The organism is Bacteroides sp. An279 (assembly GCF_002159615.1).
Lineage (GTDB): Bacteria > Bacteroidota > Bacteroidia > Bacteroidales > Bacteroidaceae > Phocaeicola > Phocaeicola intestinalis.
Window position 1 is genome coordinate 39293 of sequence record NZ_NFJA01000003.1, and the last position, 17548, is coordinate 56840.

Annotated in this window: 16 protein-coding genes; 15 read left to right on the forward strand and 1 reads right to left on the reverse strand. The window is 39.3% G+C overall.

Going from position 1 to position 17548, the window contains the following annotated elements; translation table 11 throughout:
* The first annotated feature begins 2 nt into the window (after window positions 1–2).
* The 15 genes from B5F78_RS01125 to B5F78_RS01195 all read left to right on the forward strand — a co-directional run bounded on the left by B5F78_RS01125 (window position 3) and on the right by B5F78_RS01195 (window position 16751).
* A complete protein-coding gene (locus B5F78_RS01125) occupies window positions 3–3074 on the forward strand; it encodes a type VI secretion system Vgr family protein (protein WP_087405732.1) in 3072 nt (1023 codons plus the stop codon).
* Between the two features lie 18 nt (window positions 3075–3092).
* Window positions 3093–4400, forward strand: a complete 1308-nt coding sequence (locus tag B5F78_RS01130) for a PAAR-like protein (RefSeq protein ID WP_087405733.1) — start codon at window positions 3093–3095, stop codon at window positions 4398–4400.
* Between the two features lie 10 nt (window positions 4401–4410).
* Window positions 4411–4734, forward strand: a complete 324-nt coding sequence (locus B5F78_RS01135; protein WP_087405734.1) for a hypothetical protein — start codon at window positions 4411–4413, stop codon at window positions 4732–4734.
* A gap of 6 nt (window positions 4735–4740) precedes the next feature.
* Window positions 4741–5520 carry a M23 family metallopeptidase gene (locus B5F78_RS01140; protein WP_087405735.1) on the forward strand — a complete coding sequence of 260 codons (780 nt, stop codon included), beginning with the start codon at window positions 4741–4743 and terminating at the stop codon, window positions 5518–5520.
* 1 nt (window position 5521) lies between these two features.
* Window positions 5522–6448 (forward strand): hypothetical protein, encoded by a 927-nt coding sequence (locus B5F78_RS01145; RefSeq protein ID WP_087405736.1) that lies wholly within the window; start codon window positions 5522–5524, stop codon window positions 6446–6448.
* Window positions 6449–6456: 8 nt separating this feature from the next.
* Complete coding sequence (locus B5F78_RS01150) at window positions 6457–7449, forward strand: hypothetical protein (RefSeq protein ID WP_140399977.1); 993 nt, start codon at window positions 6457–6459, stop codon at window positions 7447–7449.
* 16 nt (window positions 7450–7465) lie between these two features.
* Window positions 7466–7996 carry a hypothetical protein gene (locus B5F78_RS01155; RefSeq protein WP_087405738.1) on the forward strand — a complete coding sequence of 177 codons (531 nt, stop codon included), beginning with the start codon at window positions 7466–7468 and terminating at the stop codon, window positions 7994–7996.
* Complete coding sequence (locus B5F78_RS01160) at window positions 7996–9702, forward strand: hypothetical protein (RefSeq protein WP_087405739.1); 1707 nt, start codon at window positions 7996–7998, stop codon at window positions 9700–9702. Before B5F78_RS01155 ends, B5F78_RS01160 begins: the two co-directional genes overlap by 1 nt.
* The gene (locus tag B5F78_RS01165) at window positions 9693–11000 is read left to right on the forward strand and encodes a peptidoglycan-binding domain-containing protein (RefSeq protein ID WP_087405740.1); all 1308 of its coding nucleotides are present in this window, start codon (window positions 9693–9695) and stop codon (window positions 10998–11000) included. The genes B5F78_RS01160 and B5F78_RS01165 overlap by 10 nt, the downstream gene beginning before the upstream one ends.
* A 7-nt stretch (window positions 11001–11007) precedes the next feature.
* Entirely contained in the window at window positions 11008–11187 is a 180-nt protein-coding gene (locus B5F78_RS01170) for a hypothetical protein (RefSeq protein ID WP_087405741.1), read from the forward strand.
* Window positions 11188–11475: 288 nt separating this feature from the next.
* Window positions 11476–11844: an FHA domain-containing protein gene (locus tag B5F78_RS01175; protein WP_140399979.1), complete on the forward strand. Its 369-nt coding sequence runs from the start codon at window positions 11476–11478 to the stop codon at window positions 11842–11844.
* A 4-nt stretch (window positions 11845–11848) separates the two neighbouring features.
* Window positions 11849–12415, forward strand: a complete 567-nt coding sequence (locus B5F78_RS01180) for a hypothetical protein (RefSeq protein ID WP_087396288.1) — start codon at window positions 11849–11851, stop codon at window positions 12413–12415.
* Window positions 12412–13710: a protein kinase domain-containing protein gene (locus B5F78_RS01185; RefSeq protein ID WP_087405743.1), complete on the forward strand. Its 1299-nt coding sequence runs from the start codon at window positions 12412–12414 to the stop codon at window positions 13708–13710. Before B5F78_RS01180 ends, B5F78_RS01185 begins: the two co-directional genes overlap by 4 nt.
* Window positions 13711–13895: 185 nt before the next feature.
* On the forward strand, window positions 13896–15560 hold the full coding sequence (locus tag B5F78_RS01190; protein ID WP_162608463.1) for a serine/threonine protein kinase: 1665 nt from the start codon (window positions 13896–13898) through the stop codon (window positions 15558–15560).
* A 9-nt stretch (window positions 15561–15569) separates the two neighbouring features.
* Entirely contained in the window at window positions 15570–16751 is a 1182-nt protein-coding gene (locus tag B5F78_RS01195; RefSeq protein WP_087405745.1) for a WG repeat-containing protein, read from the forward strand.
* 67 nt (window positions 16752–16818) lie between these two features.
* On the opposite strand, the gene B5F78_RS01200 is transcribed toward B5F78_RS01195, so the two are convergent.
* Entirely contained in the window at window positions 16819–17466 is a 648-nt protein-coding gene (locus B5F78_RS01200; RefSeq protein ID WP_022041139.1) for a DUF3256 family protein, read from the reverse strand.
* Window positions 17467–17548 lie beyond the last annotated feature (82 nt).

The window sequence follows — 17548 nt, forward strand, 5'->3', positions numbered from 1 at the left end:
TTATGAATAACCCCTACCCCATTTATCCTCAGGCCATAGGGCGGTTTAAGTCAAAGTATGAGGCACTTCATGAGATAAATGAAGTGCAGAGGGCTAACTACAAATCGCTGGAAGAGCTGGAAAATGCCAGTAAAAAACTGGAGGAGTTGGATGCCCGATTAGCCGCTGCCGAAGCGGAAATCGATGATAAGCTTATCAAGACTTCCGATGATTTGATGAAGTTGGATGACATAAGCAAAATCGACAAGGAACTTGATGAGGCCAAGAAAGACATTCAAGACAGGATAGCGGATAAAAAGGCTGAGCCAGTGGATCCTGAACGTGAGAAAAGGCGACAAGAACTGGAAGAAGAGCTGAGGCAGCTTAACGAACAGAAAAAGCAACTGGACAATGTAAATAAAGAAAAACAGCAGCTTGACGCTTCTGTAGCCCAAGGAGTGGGAAATTTCGATAACTTGTCCGATACCCTTTCTGGAAAGGTATCGCCCCAAGATATGGCCAATGCTGCCGCACAAATGGACAAAGGCTATGATGAGGCTATAAGCGATTTATCCTCAATTGTTACAGGTGACAGTTCTACGGAATATATTGAGGCTTGGGCTCGATATCAATTTGGAGACCAACTTTATGACGCAGCGTCTGCTATCAAGAATGGAGCCTCGGACGCAATAAGCGGCGTGAATGAGTTCATGCAATTGGGAGATGTCTTCGGTGGAAGTTGGCGCGACCCTTCGACCGCTGCCAAGAAGATAGAAACAGGACTGAAGAACATAAACAATGCCGTTAACAAGGTCAATGCTATCACCAATAATCTATTTTCGGCCGTAACAGGCAGAGACAGCGTAATTCTTGGAAAGTTAGACAACCTGAACAACATGGGCGTTAACTCGTTAGGCTCGTTGGCGGGTGCGGCATCGATAGGCATAGGCAGCTTTAATGCATTTAAAGAGGGAAATATATCGGCGGGAATCAGTGGGGTAAAAGACACTATTAATTCCATCCGCGGAACATACTTGGACTTTAGAAGCAAAGACATAAAAAACAAGATAGAGGAGAACGAGTTAGGAGGATATGAACCCAATCCTGACCCAACTGAAAATACCGATGGCAACGGCAGCCAAGCTAAAAACACGGGAAAGGAAGAGGGTAAGGACGAAAAAACTCAGACGGGACAATCTGATCCAAACGAGCAAAAGAATAGCTCGGAAAAGAAATCTGGTACCCAAACACAGACACAGGGTGGAAACTACAGCGCAGACATGATTCACGAAATCGAGGTGGTTTTAGAAGGCTGTCCATCTTCACAAAATTCGTGTTGCGTCATTAATGGTGAAAATTATGTGTTGAGCGGTTATTCCCTTTCTCAAGAATTACTGCGACCGATGTTGTTAAGCTTTTCTTTGGAAAAAGAAGACAAAACAGAAACACAACAGGATGTGGTGTTTGCTAATATCACGCAGTTGATTGGGAAATCATTGGAAATAAATGTTTCAACGATAAAGGCCAGCCAGGACGATGAAGAAGCCAATCCTCAAGTAGCTTTCGTATTTAAAGGAATGATTATAGATGTGTCTGCTTCAAGAGCGACAGCAAGTGCCCAATCAGCAAGTATCACTGTAGCCACATGGGATGCCTTGCTCCAAAATGTCCCACATTGTCGTTCTTTTGAAAATATGACATTGAAAGAAATAATAGATACTGTCCTTGAACCATACCGCGACATAAAATCAATTGTGTCACCAAGGTTTAAGGATAAGATACCCTATATTGTACAATACGACCAAAGTGACTATGCTTTTATTAGCATGTTAGCAATGCGTTTCGGAGAATGGATGTATAATACAGGAGATACATTTGTTTTTGGTGAATTGGATATAGAAGATTCATCGGCTGCAAATTTGGAATATCCGGGAGGAAGCTTGATGTCATACAGCCTGCATCAAAATGTGACTTCATTTTCATTCAGTCATTTACTTCCGGATTATTATCAGTATGGAAAGGGTAAGGACATTCTAAAAACGTCAGCACAAGGTATGGCCGATGGAACAGTGAATGATTGGACTGACAAAGCATACAATGCTTCAATACAAAGATTTCAAGACGAACAAACCGTGGCATTGAAAGCTGGCGGATTTGACAGTGGAAAGGAAGACGAAGGAGCCGATGCTATATTAGATTATTCCCTGAAAGTAGAAGCAGAAGGGAAGAAAACGGGTATTATGACCGTTCAAGGATTTTCTAAACTGGCTATGCTAAAAATCGGACAGACATTTCTAATTCGTGACAATGTCCAAAATAAATCTGGAGAAAGCAAAGATGTGGAACAGAAATCATTAAAGGTCATAGGCATTAACCACTCGTTTGATTATAGGCAGGAATATTCCAATAGTTTTATGGCCATACCTGTGGCATGTGACTACCCTTCCTATTCTGATGCTGATGTGTTTGCGTCGGCTCCCCAGCAAAGAGCAAAAGTTGTCGAGAATAAAGATGAACAGATGTTAGGCCGTGTGCGGGTACAGTTCCCATGGCAGGAAATACAAGACAAGGACATGAAAACACCTTGGTTGCGTATAGCCGTTCCTTATGCTGGTCAGAGCAAAGGACAACAATTCGTGCCAGAGATAGGTGAAGAGGTTATGGTCGGGTTCGAAATGAACAATGCTGAACGCCCATATATCATCGGTTCATTTTATAACGGTGGGACAGGAAAGCCTGATGAGGCATGGGCTGTGTCGCAAGAAAAAGATGGAACAAGTAATAATGTAAAGGCTATCAGGACTCGTAATGGACATACGATTCTGTTTAACGATAAAGGTGAAGCAGGTTTAATTGAAATCTATGACAATAAAAACAATACTTATCACATAACACTGTCTGCCGATGACAAGAAAATAACCATCTATTCTGCTGGAGAGGTAGAAGTAGTTGCGGATACAGATGTAAACATCAATGCCAAAGGGAATATAGGTATTAATGCAGACGGGAATATCGGGATAAAATCTAAAGGGAATATTTCAATGGAAGCGGAAAGAGAAGTGTCTATACAAGCTTCGAAAGTCAAAGTACGCTAACATCCAACAGATCTGATTATGAAATATGTTTGTACAGGGGCAACGCTGAGATGCACGATGGGAACATCGTGTCCCAAATTGAAAGCAACGCCTAAAAATGTTTCTTTGACTGGAAAAGATCAAGCCAATATAGCGGATTATGTATCCATAAAAAATATCCCAAGTTTTGGTAGATGCCGTTCATTGGGTTATCCTCCAACTGCAGCTGCAACAGCAGCAAATTATGGTAAGCTTACTCCTATGCCTTGTGTACCGGGGACATGCCCTAAATGGCAGGCTATAGATAAAGACAGCTTGATATGTGGAGAACCGGCTTTATTGGAACCTGCGACTTTAAGGTGCATGTATGGGGGAACAATTTCGATTGTAAATCCGGGGCAAAGTTTAGAAATAAAGGTACGTGGTGTATCTTTCTCACAAAGGAGTGAAACACAGCAGGAAAAAGCGATGCAAGAAATTCCGGAAGAACTTCTTCAAGAGTTTAATGCGCTTGATAGAGAAAGATTATCGCAACAGTCAGTTCTAGATGGTGTACAGATGGCATTGGATGTTGCCGGGATGGCACCGGGCGTTGGAGCTATCCCGGATTTGATGAATGCTGCTATTTCGGTATTGAGAGGTGATTGGGTTGGTGCAGGATTATCTATTGTGGCGGCCGTACCTTTAGTTGGTGATGTGGCAGGTGGTGCCAAGCTTGCATATAAAGGTATCGTTAACGCTAATCGTGCAAAAAAAATTAAGTCATTCAAGGATGCGATCTCAAATAGTGATTACAGTTTCTTTATTGACAAGAATATCTCCAGTCGTCAGCTTATAAAAAACGGAATGTCGATTGAAAAGGCAGATGCCTTTCTTAAGACAGTGAAAACATTAAGGAAAAAGGTCGCAAGAGATTTTATAAAAAAGCAAAATCCTGATATGAATATGAAAGACGTATATAGTCATGTAAACTGCATCGAAACTGCAAATCCTGTTATAATAAAGAATATTCCGCCACCAAGTACATATATACGCTATGAATGTCCAGACGGAAAATTCGGTGAATATATCACATATCCAACCAATCCTCCACCTCATGCAGAATCTTTAGGAATGCTATCATACCAGACTAATGATGGAGTGACAAAACAGAAAGTTTTGAGAATATATATTGTAAGCGGTACAGAGCAGTTTGAGGTTATGCAGTCAACAGCAAGAAGAACAAAAGCCCCTATAGATGGGAACTGGAAAAATCGGAATGAAGATAACTTAGTAGATGTTGCTGGTGGCGCAACTCAAATTTATTCACCAATTAACAATGCGAACCGTTTTTTATTAATGCAATGATCAAAACAAAATGACTGATAAATATTTAAATGAGTTTTCCAATAGGGAAAGCAAAAGAAATTACCGCTTCTTTTTAGATGAGACAATAAACATTGTTGATGGTGTTGTAAAGCGGTCCGATAGTCAGCTGTTTAAGATTATTCTAAGCCAGTTATATGACATAAAAGAGAATGTAGTTAAAACAGGAAGATTGACTGATTGGACTGACATAGATGATAGATACACGATTGGTAGTCTAGCTATAAAGAGCTTTGACGACAACGACCCAATGAAAGATAGAATCCAGACGATTTTCTACGGTGCAATTGAATATGTAAATTTGCCAGAATTATAGTTTTACATGAAAAAGTGGTTAATATGCACCGTCTCCGGCCTTATTGTGATTCTTTACAGTATGGATAGCTATGCTCAGAATAACAATAATTTCAGGAAACTTCAAGAAATATCGTTCGACCAGATATACCAAGAGAAGCAAAAGTCCAAATCAAACTCAAAGCCTCAACAGCAGGAAGAACAAATTGAATTAAGTATAAATGATTCCATTTTCAAACTTTTTGATGTGGACATTGATTTGACTTTAGGCGAGATTTCTTTTGATACTTCATGGGGAGACCCTGTCGCCAATCCCCAAATAAGAGCCAACAGGGCAAGCAATCTATTTGGTCCGGTAAGACATAATGCAGATGGCAGTGTGCGTTGGCATCGAGGATTTGATTATTATGCACCTCAAGGGACACCTGTTTATGCAGTGGGAGATGGCGTTGTATCATTGATTCAGAATCATCCTGATTATGGACATTGTGTTTTGATTACCCACAAAAGGCCTAAACGAATTTACTATTCTTTTTATGCCCACTTGAGTACAGTATCTGTAAAATATGGCGAGAAAGTACGAAAAGGCACTGTATTGGGTAAAAGCGGTATTACAGGGAATGCTTATAATCTGTCAGGTGAGGATGAGCACCTGCATTTTGAGTACCGTACAAGTCCTAAGCATGGCGATAGAAAACAAGAGAATCCCAATGCAATTGTCAAAACCAAGTTCTATAGCGCAGATCCGAAGAACAAATGGCAGGCAAACGTAAAAGTTAAGAAGAAAGAAAGTTTTAGTTTGTTTTGAGATGATGAAATTATCAAAACCAAATATTCCGAAAGAACTGGATGCCGATGTAGCCATGGCCGTTGTAATAGAACACATGGATTCATTGGTTGATAAAAAGCCTTTCTACACTTATGAATTTAAGGGTGTTTCAGAGCGGACTGCCTTAGGAGATGAGCTTAATTTAATTATAAGGAATAAACAGAGTGCGCCTCCTGTTGTAAAGTTTTCGTTAAAACGCGACAGCCTGTATCATATATTGCCTGAATATTTGTTCCATCCATTAGACCACTACTTAGGAACAGATGGCGACACGGAAGAATTTGAAAAACGTTATAAGGAGCAAGAAGAACAGAAAGAGAAAGCCCTGACCTATTTCAAGCCTTTTGATCAATACTACCAAAATCTGAGGATTAAATACCAACACTGGCTTAACGAACATATATTCTCTGGAAACCAGTTCCTTTCAGATTTTATTACGGCAGGCCAAAGGGTTGACATCGCTAATTCATATATCAAGGCTGTTTATCAGTGCATTCCTTGGCTTAGGAATTTTAGAGGTAATGATGACATGGTCAAGGCAGCCTTGGGATACGCTTTTGAAGGACATGCTGAAATTCAAAAAACAAAAGTTGAAGTGACGGAAGCCTTATCCGAGAATATTCATTCGAATTTGAATGGGACATTGGATGATTTATATTGTGGTTCCACATTTATAACAAGGGTATATGTATGGAAAGTTTTCTATCAAGTAAAGATAAAAACGGGTAAGCATTTGAGTGAGTTAAAACAACAAATCGAAGAATTTTCTACGTTCTTTTCCCAATGGTTTTTATCGGTGGAAGACAAACTTGAAATAACTTTTGGCGACAGATGTGCTTTCCCGGAACTGTCTGATGCCAGAATTGAAGAAGGAGTTTTCTTAAATTATAGTACACAATTGATATAACTTTATCTATGGTGAATAAATATCGAGTAGATTGGCAAGCAGGGATGCGGCTGACCGATGAAACGTTTCGTATGTCGGACGAATATTACTTGTCTTGCCTGCAACCATTATACGCCGCATTGGTTAACGGAGACTATGGATTTCTTGAACTGCCGATTTTCCGGTATGAACAGACGGAAACAAGTTTGTCGGTAACAGAACTGCAAGCGAATGCCATCAGTCGGTCTGGAAAGCTGATCCAGTTATCTTTTTCACGGGAAGAGAGGAGTTTGTTTCAAAACATTCGTCTACCCGAAACAACAGAACCGTTAATCTTATTTTTGGATAAGACTTCAGATAAAACAATCAAGGTATCCTGCAATGACACTTCTGTACCCCTTTGCGATGCTGATTATCAGTTACTGGTAAAGCTTGAGAGCGAGCATTATAATAATCCGGATGCCGTTCCGTTTGCCCGCTTTGTCTATAGACACGGATGGAGCATGGATGAAGCTTTCGTTGCTCCATGCATTTCATTGCGTTCCAATGGGGCACTTTTGCGTGCTGCCGCAAACTATGCAGTGGAGATAGAAGCTCTTGTCAATGCATTGAAAGATGCCGTCAACACAGAACAATATATGTTGGTAATGGCTGCTATTCCTGCATTGTGCCGCATCGCTATTGAAGTAGAGAAGGAAGCCGACTGTATGACACCTCGACATTTGATAACTCTTATGCAGGAAGGCATACAGGTATTGCTGACATTGGCAAATATGGAAAAGGATATCACAGTTCCTGAAACAGAGAAATGCATGGCTTTTGTTGAGTCTCATTATACTCCTTATGTAATTTCAGAGATGGTACATGAAGGTATCCGGTTGACGCACCTGCTGATAAGTTTGCCGCAACTTTTCAGGCAGAAAACGGCAGTTGTGGCGGAGGCAAGACTGGAGTCGGAAGTGGTAAGGCCACCACGCAGGATAGTAGGCAGCACTGATAGCATCCGTAAAAAGCACCATTAATCTTATAATCATAGGCATGCATTATAGTGATTCTCCCATACGTTTCGTAAACGACGAGCAGTTGAACCTTCAGATTGACCGACCATTGTCTAACGTGGTTTCTGTCATCAACAACTGGGTAGATACCGTAGTGTTTACCAGCATACGGCGCTTTAAGGCTGATGAAGAATTTGGGTTCAGTTTTTGGGATAATGAATTTATTGCCATGAATTTGGTAGATTTCAACCATGGCGCTGATTTTAAGATTGTGAAGCGTAAAAACAACCGGGAAGAAAAGGTGCAGATGTCGAGAGCCGGCATCAGACAATGTGAGAGAAGTGTGCGCGACAGCATTTTGTATTACATCCCATACCTGAAGAATTTGGAAGTGGAAGTACAACTTAGCATGGAGAAGAATAAGTTTTCCCGTCGGGGTGAAAATAGCAAATATGTGGTCAGGGTTTTGGTTAAGGGACGATTGACTTACAATGAATTTGTCGGTACACGCGAAGGTGAGTATCAGCGTGAAGTGGAATTTTTTATGGATCCGTTTTTAAATAACAAATAATGGATGTAAAGGTAAGAAACAAGGTTGCTGAGATACAGCAGGCGTTGGAACAGGATGAGCAGCGCATATCGCTATCCGATCCTGTGGCAAAGATGATGCTTGTCGCTTTGGCTCACCAGTCTTGTGAGATAGAACGAAAGATGGATCAGACGGTAGAAAGACTGTCTGAACGTTTCTGTGACCAGGTGTTATTACAGAGCAACCTCAAGGCACAACCTGCAGTTACAGTGCTTAGTATCGGCAACGGGCGCGAATGTACACCTTATTTTATTGACGAAAATGATGCGTTTACCTACAAACCCACCAAGTGTAATTATCGTCCGATATTCAAGACGCGCATCGTGCCCGGCAGGCTGATGGCTTGCTTCATGAACAATACTCTGCTGCAACCTGATAAGCAGCCCGTTCAAGCGACATGGCCGGACAACCGGTATAATAAAGAGTTGTGGTTGGCATTTGATGCGGCAGGGGAAGTTAATACGCTGGAGGATGTCATGATTGCTTTGTCACATCCATTGCCAGACGATAGTTTGACGGCTGAAGTGGGAGATGTGCAGATCCCCTTGTCTTTGGTTATGGAAGATATGCCTCGTACGCTAAATTCAAACTTCATGCTGGCTGAATTCTGGAAAAAAAGTTTGGTATACTATGGTCTGTGGTTGTACCGCTTTGGGAAATGTTCCAATAAGCGTACGCTGCATCGCGGAGAAATCCCGGCTTGGATTATGGATTCGTATGCACAGGAAATCTTGGAGCCTTTTATAGGCAATCGTTTTTTGTGGATACGAATCAAAACAGACCGGGGGATTTCATTGCCACTTGACACGGCCATTTTATTGAATTGCATTCCAGCTGTAAATTATGACATCCAAGATGTGAAACTGAATTATAGCGAGCCTATTCAGCGTTTAGAAAATGATAAAACGGGCACTTATTTTTTAGATGTGGTACAAAATCAAGAACAGGCGCAAGATTTCTTTATACGTGATTTCGATGTCAACCAATATGATAATGAACGGATTCGTGAAGATGTAACCAATCTTTATCGTCATTACGTAAACGATTATTTTGCCTTTGTAGACAGCAATTCATTGCACGACGGAGCTACACTTCGTTCCTTGCGTCAGTCAATGATGCAAGTTTACGATTCATTGGATGAATTCCGTTCGGGGAATGTCCGCCCATACGGAGGAACATACGCTATACGTAATCCTCGGAATAACCAGCAACCCATGGTGCTGACCTATTTCACGACCAATGGCGAACGGGGAAATCTTCTGAGACGTGGTGGAAGATTAACATCAACAAATGCCGCTGTAGGAGATGTTGAAGCGTTGATTGACGCAACAGGAGGACGTAATAAGGTTAGAGATATAAAGACACGCAAAGAATTGGCAAGACATATTGTGAACAGCAATGACCGCTTATTCACCAAAATGGATTTGCTGCAATATTGCAAAATGGAGTTCATGCGTGCTTTCGGCGAAGAAGCCATTAGCTACTGCCAAATATCATTATCGGATAGTAATATACCTGTTGATGGTCGAATAGAAAAGTGCATTGTCGTACACTTTAATGTTATATCAGAGTCATTGAAAGAAGAAGTGAACAAGTCTGATTTCTTTGATTACTTGAAAATAAATATTGAGTTAAGAAAGAGTTTTAGCTGTAATGTGGCACTTTTAAAATCCTCATTATGTATTTAGATTCCAATACCCATCCTGCATATAGTGAAGAAGTGCTTTCGATTCAACAATCTTTGAATCGAGCTCGCGCAACTTTGTCCGAAGATGTTGTACGAAAATATGGATGGCCACGTATAGCAGAAGATGGCTTTTACTGGGAAGAGTCGGCAAAGGCTGTTACAGCATTTCAACAATTTATGAAACTAAGTCCCCCCTCATATGGAATACTTGGAAAAACAACTATAAATGCATTAAATGAGTATATTGAATCGAAGTCTACAAAAAATCTTTTAGGTGGCAATTGTGTATTGAAATCTTCTGGCCCAATTTTAAGAAACAATGGAGCGATTATAACTAATGGCCATCCTAAAACTGAAATTGATGTTATCAATAAATCTTCATCTTTTGATAATACTCAAAAACTGTTTTTGTCGGCAGATTTCAAAATTTGGAAAGATTCTACTGGATTGGTTGGTAGCATCATAACTCTAATGAATAATGGAATGATTGCTGCCAGCATGATACTATCTTCTTTGGATACAATACACTTTAATTGGACTAAATTCTGGACGGACTTTATCTGTGATTCTGTAGGGATTACCTCTCCAACTAGAAAAGAGACCCTTGTATGGCGAAACAAAGGGAATACACCTGTAAGAAGTAGAGGGACTTTTACCGCATATAGATTTAGCAAACTCAATAAATATGCTCCATTAATTGACAAAATTCGCTCTAATGTAAATTTATCCCCTATAGCTAGCAAATTAGGCTACATATCTCTTGGGTTCGAATATCTGAACTCAGCACAAGCAGTAGTTAAAACATTTAAAGGGGAAATGAAAATAATAGATTTAGCAGGAAGCATAGGCAATACGGCAAAGGACACGATTCTTACGATAGCGGAACCCCTGCATGATACTTTGATAGGCACTTCAAGCGTAGAACAAAAATTACCCGTCAAAAAAGTGACTCAGAATTTAGGTAAAACAATCGCAAAAACAAAATTTGCCACTAAAATAGCCAGTTATGGTGCAAAAGCAGGTGCTACTGCAACTGGAGTAGGGACGACTTCCGCTTTTGCTATAGTTGGTATTCAATGTGTCGGTGCATTTCTTATGGGATGGGAAATAGGAAAGTGGATTGAGGCCAAAACGCATTGGGGAGAAAAATCAATTGATTGGTTATGGGGACAATTTTTAGGAGACTGGGTAACACAATTTTATGAATGGAAAATAAATAGAGTAATTGTAATTCAATATCCACCAAATTGGACAGAACAACAAATTCAAGAATTTAAAGCAAGTATAGAACATAAATAATCGGATTATGAAAGGACATATTTTCTACACAGACGCTGTGACCCAAAGTGAAGCATATAAATTTGCAATGGAAAACAATATGCAAACCATTGACATGACAGAGCTGGGCAGTGCAACAGCTTTGTGGTGTGAACGAATAAAGAAATACAAAATTGAAAAAGAGGGATGGACAGACAATGAGTTTTGACAACGAACTAGGAAGACCTGTTTGGGAAAATATGTCTCGTTTCTTCGCTTTTTTCTATACCAACATCACAGTCTGATGTGTATGTATTTATAGAAAGAGACTATTACAAGTCTAAAAGGATCAACAACAGGTATGTTACATGCCATAGAACACCCTGTATTGAAATACTTAGAAAAAAATATTCATGTAAAATTAGTTTGAAAAGACTTATAAAATATGATACAATGTAATAATTGTGGCTATCCCGTAATAAACGGTATGCACATATGTCCAAATTGTTTGGCCGAAATGCCAGACAAAATATTAGCACCTCTTTCTATTGAAGAGGATGCATACGAGTATAATGAAGATGAAATACCTATATGTTCATTGCGACCGATTTCATTACTCAACGAAAGAGAAATGCCAGAGGAGGTGTATGAAGATGGTGCTGAAGTCTATCTTTCTCGTCAAAATACCGTTCCGCACGATAAATCGATTGATGATGAAGAGCAGGCTTGCCTATTCTTCTCGGATGGTCATTGGTTCATAGAAGACCGTTCCCGTGATAATTCAACATACGTTCATGCTGGAGCTGGTATAAAACTTGAACCTGGCGATATAATAAGAATGGGAGATAGATTATTTGAGTTTAATATAAAATCAAGAAAGCAATAATACTATGGCTAATGATAAAATTCATGTCTTTTGGTCTGGTAATGGCGCAAAAGAAGAAGCGCAAAAATTTGCTTCTGAAAATGGATACTTAGTGCTTGAAAGTACCCATATAGCAGAGTATAAAGAAAAGACGCTTAAAAAGCAAAGGCGCAATCTTGAAAAGTTGGGAAAATCATCTCGTGAAATATGGTATCAAAATGAATTGCCAGAATGGGAAAAGTTGTCGCGTTCTTATGCGGAATCTTCGCCATATAAAACGGTTCATGTTTTTATTGATGTTGCATACATAGAGCCTGAAGATATGAGGTTTACGAATCATTCAGATAGCAATGAAAAATCAGTTTCCAAAGAATACAGAGAAAAACCTTGGTTGAATGATTTCTACTACGGATGGACAGAAGAAGACTTTATAAAGTTTCGTTCATGTTTCCCTAATGGTCAAATCCCTAAATCAATGAAAGAGTGTTCCTATGATAGAAAAAGAAGTATTCTTCATCGTGTTGAGCATCCTATATTGAAAGAACAAGGGAAAAACTTGATTATACATTATGTAAATAAGAATGCAAGATGACGATAAAAAATTCAGTTCAACGCTGCGATTTTCGCATGCACGATATGATAGATGGAAAGTTCCGGGTAGAAAGGGTACTTAATTCCACGCGGACTGACCAAAAATTTAAGGTGAATGATACATCCGGTAATGAGTACATCCTGAAGTTGCTAAAGCTTTGGGAAGTGGAGCCCAGTCTTCGCCAAAAGATGTTGCTCTCGGCGGATAATGAAATAAAGAGTTGTCAGATAAAGAGCAATTACCTTACCAATATTGTACACACAGGTATGGTAAATGGCAATCCTTATCTGCTTTTGGAATATTGCAAGTCCTTGGATTTATCTCATCTTATCAGGAACCAAAGGCTGGATATCGTAAAGACTGCCAAAGAAATACTATATGGATTGCAAGACCTGCACAAATCGGGGAAGGTACACTGCCAGCTAACTCCGGAAAACATCCTTATAGCTGATGGCAATCGTGTCAAGTTAACCAATTATGTAATACTTGGCGGCAGAGCCAATTTATTGGCGAGCAAGAATAAGACACTGCATTCGCACTTCATTGATAAGGCATTGGCTTATCAGGCTCCAGAACTTTACCGATTAGAACGATATGCTACTATACTTCCATCGGTTGACATATTTTCTTTCGGCGTGATATTGTTCTTTATGCTGACCGGTGAATTGCCTTATGGGAAGTTGGTTACAGAATCAGATTGGATACATTATCAGACTCGTGTACAAAGCGATGACTGGAATAGAAATATCTTATTCCGAAACGAACAGCGGGAGATGTGGATGAACATATTGGAAGCATGCTTGTCTGCCGACCCTCACAGCCGTGCAGGAAGTGTTGATGAATTGTTGGAGAAACTTCCAGGGAATGAATATCCATATATTGCCGTACAAGGTAGCCAAGTAGAAGCTCCAAATGCAATATTAAATGGTATCATGCTTCATGTGATGCAAGGAAATGACTGGGGAAAATGTTATCGTCTGCCGGAAATCATGCCGTCACCCAAAAGAATTATAACCTTGGGGAGAAAAGATGACTCCATATTCAACCAGATTCAATTATCCGAACCTGTTTCTTCGTATATATCCCGTCGTCATTGCACGCTTGAATGGGATGATGAAACTGAAACGTGGTATCTTCGCGATGGGCAGTGGGATAAAGAGGTACAAGGAAATTGGGCTCGTTCTTTGAATGGCACGTACATTAATTCAAAGGAAGTCACAGAAGAGGGAAGTAAAATAATTCCCGGGGATATTATATCTATAGGTAATGTAAAACTGAGAGTAGAAGCATATTAAAATTAAATGAATGTCCACAATTTGCCAATTTGGCCACGTTGAAAATGAAGATATACTTCGTTGGCCGATGAATTATATCTTCGTAGGCAGTTGCAGTATATATTAAACTGCTGATGAAGTATATCTTCGTTCTCAGAGGGCATATATTGGCCGAATGCGGACATTCATATAAAATTACATTTCAAATGAATATCATAAGACTACAAGGCGAAATAGAAAAGCGGAATGGTATATATTATGAATATGATACAGATGCTATTCCTTTAGGAGAGGGAGGCATGGGGCGTGTATTCAAAGGATTCCGTGTAATAGAAAGAACAGGAGAAAAGATGCCTGTCGCGATTAAGGCTATCTATGAGAATATACCTGAACATGTTGTCGAACGTGCCAGAAGGGAAGCCAATATCCAATTGGAGAATGACAATCTGATACGGATGTACGGTTTTGTTGAAACAACGTTCCAGACAGAAAGCGGGGGTAAAGTTAAGGTACATTACCACGTCATTATGGAATTGTTGGTAGGAGTAACCCTTGAAAACGTAATGAATGGAATTACTTGTGACCAAAATGGCATGCAGATTCCATTTGCTGCAGAAATTTACAGTCAGTATTTACAGAATCGTGATGCAGCGGTTGTTAGAATTATGAAGCCCATTTTATCCGGTTTAATGGCGTTGCATGATAAAGGGTATATCCATAGGGATATTGACCCTTCGAATATAATGATTACCATAGATGGAAAGATTAAACTTATTGATTTTGGGATTTGTAAGCAGATTGTTTCTCTCGGCAGTGTGGATAAGGCTTTGACCGCAACCGGTGTGTTTATGGGAAAAGTGAATTATGCCGCTCCAGAGTTGGTGCTTGGAGATGTGAAAAACCAAAGTTATACTACTGATATCTATGCATTAGGCGTTTTGCTTTATCAATTATGTACCGGTCATTTACCTTTTACAGGCACAGATCAAGATGTTTTATCAGCCAATTTGCGTGACCCATTGCCGATGAAAGATGTTCGCAATGTTGCTTTGAAAAGAATTATCCGCAAAGCTACAGACAAAATACAGTCTAAGCGGTATGCTTCTGTAGCGGAATTTAGGGTCGATTTGGAACATGTGCTAACGAATGGCAATAAAAAAAACAGAAAATTGGTTCCGCTTATGATCGGATTTGCATGTGTTGTGGTAGCATTAATTGGCGTAGCCTGTTTTCTCTTTTATAATGAGTCTGAAAAAGAAGTGGCAAAACCTGCACTTAGGCAACCAACCTGCGTGGAAATGTACAATCAAGCTTTATCCTTTTTGAATCAGAAAGATAGCATTGAACTTCAAACAAAAGGAAAAGAATTACTAAGGATACTTGTTGAAGATAGCTTATTTGCGCCAGCAAAAGTAGATTATTATGTCAATCTGCTTAATTCAAACAATTCATCAGAAGTAAATTCCGGGTTTGCCGGACTATGTCAGATAATCCAAGAAGATACACTGAATAGTATAGCATTGTTTGAATGTGGACTTACATTGTCGAAAGGAAATCGCTTCTTTAATGTGCCAACCGTGCGTCAATCTTTCTTAAATATAGAAGCCGATTTGGATAAGGCCAATGATTGGTTGTCCAAAGCTATGGAAATTGATACAGCAGACTATAAGTCTGTGTATTGGGCATTTAATAATCTGATGGAAAAAAAGATTGCAGGGGATTTGCCGGCAAGTGGGGATAAATTAATTACAAAGTTATACGAAATGTTTATCAAAAGGGCTAAGGAGTCCAATGATGTGGCAACCGATATATATATAAATGCTATAAAAAGCGATACGGAAACCTTAAAAGCTTGGGGATTACTAAAATAGATTTGAATTATGAGAAAGATTTTTTTGTCATTATTATTAATCGGTTATTTCTCTGCTGTTTATGCTCAAGGATTTGCTTATGATGATAAAACCGATGTAGGAAATGGACTTTATAAAATTAAAAGTGGTGATTATTATGGGATTATAGATAAAAATGACAATGTCATAGTCTCGATAGAATATCAGGATATATTGTTCCATGAAGGAAAAGCTTTGCTCACTAAAGATGGTTTTATCCATGGTATTGTTGATTCCTTAGGTGCTACTAAAATGTTTGATGCAGAATACAAGGTTCATCCTAAATATCGTTATATTTATGATGGATATATTATTGTTGGCGAAGATAAATGGGGATATATAGACGAAAATGGAAATCCTTTACGTATCAAGGCAAAGGGCTTTTTTTCATTAGGGAAGAAATCTCCTACTCAATTTGATAATGTGGCTCCTTTTGTAGAGAACTTTGCTGCAGTTTATACGCATAAAGATGGCTGGAGGCATATTGATAAAGAAGGAACAGAACATTACAAATTGAGGGATAAAAAAGTTAAAGTTTTTTTTCGGTCTTCTGTTTATAAGGGTGAATGTATTATTGTTACCAATGACGGCATCAAACAATATCAAGAGTCAGATGACGGAACATTTGCTGTAGTAAAAAGAATATTATCTCCTTCATCCTCATTTATAGAAAAGAACCAGGATGGAAGTTTTACCAAATTGATTTTCAAAGAAGGTATTTTAACATTAGACTCTCTTATGCGTGTTACAAAATACGAGAATGGGACTGATTCTATTATTTTTATACAACAGCCTAAAAAACACATAGTAAAAAAAGTTATAGCCCCAATTGATACAATATCGCTTGAAAATGATTTGCAGGTTGGGATTGTATCTCAAAATTTGCAAGCAAATTCGAAAGGACAGGCTCATGCTGAGATAAAAGTGAAAAATATTGGAAATGTTAAGTATGAGAATGTTCATATTTTTATAGAGTGTTCGAATGCTTCTAGAGAATGGCAAGGAAATATTGAGGCAAATTCTGAATTAAGCTTGTCTTTCACTATGCCAGCCCGCTTTTCTACTGCTGTTGTTAGGCGTAATATTGTTGTTCGTACCGTATATAATAAAGAGCAAATTGAGAAAAATTTTACAGTGGCTATAAAGCGCTATACTCCGGTACGTTCAAGGTAATAATGCCCTTATAAGCATTCTATTTTCGTAAGCACTCAAAGGGGGATGCCCTAAATTGAGTGCTTATCTATTGAGTACTAACTTTCAGGAACTTACCGTTGCTCCATGTATACACAATGGGAGCATTTATCAAATAAGATTTCAGCTTGTCTGCCGTAGTTTTATCCATATATTGAGGGGTGGTGTAACTTACTGAAAGCGACAGGTCTTTGTCGGACAAGCGTACTTCCTTCAGATACATGTCTGCATTCAGGCGTAAGTTACGCAAAGAGTCGGAAGCTGTTTCAGAAAGTACAGACTTATAAAATTCATTCTCTTCAGGCAAAGTTACAAAATCTGCTGCCGGTAATTCATTCCAAGCCGTATCATAAAACTTGACCTCACTGTCGGGTACAGGACCACAATAAGTACGGACCACACACACCACTTTCACCGAATCGTTCAGCGGCAACAGTTTCATTTCTTCCCTACTTGACTTGCTGACGTGCACCAACAGGTAATCGTCTGTCAACTTCAGCATTTCCGAGGTCTGTCCGAAACGGTTTTTCACCTCCGCTTTCATGTTGCTGGCCAGAAAATCACCGAAATCTTCCCGGTTCACTTTAGTCAACAAAGGAGAAAGCGAATCGGGTAAAGCAATGTATAATGATTTTAAATCTTGTGCCTGCAAACTCATGCTGCAAAGCATACACACAAGTCCTATAATCCATTTCATCTTAACTATCGTTTTTTATTTCCCGCCAAAGATAGGGATTTCTTTCGAGCAGACAAAACTATTTAAATGAAGAATGAAGAAC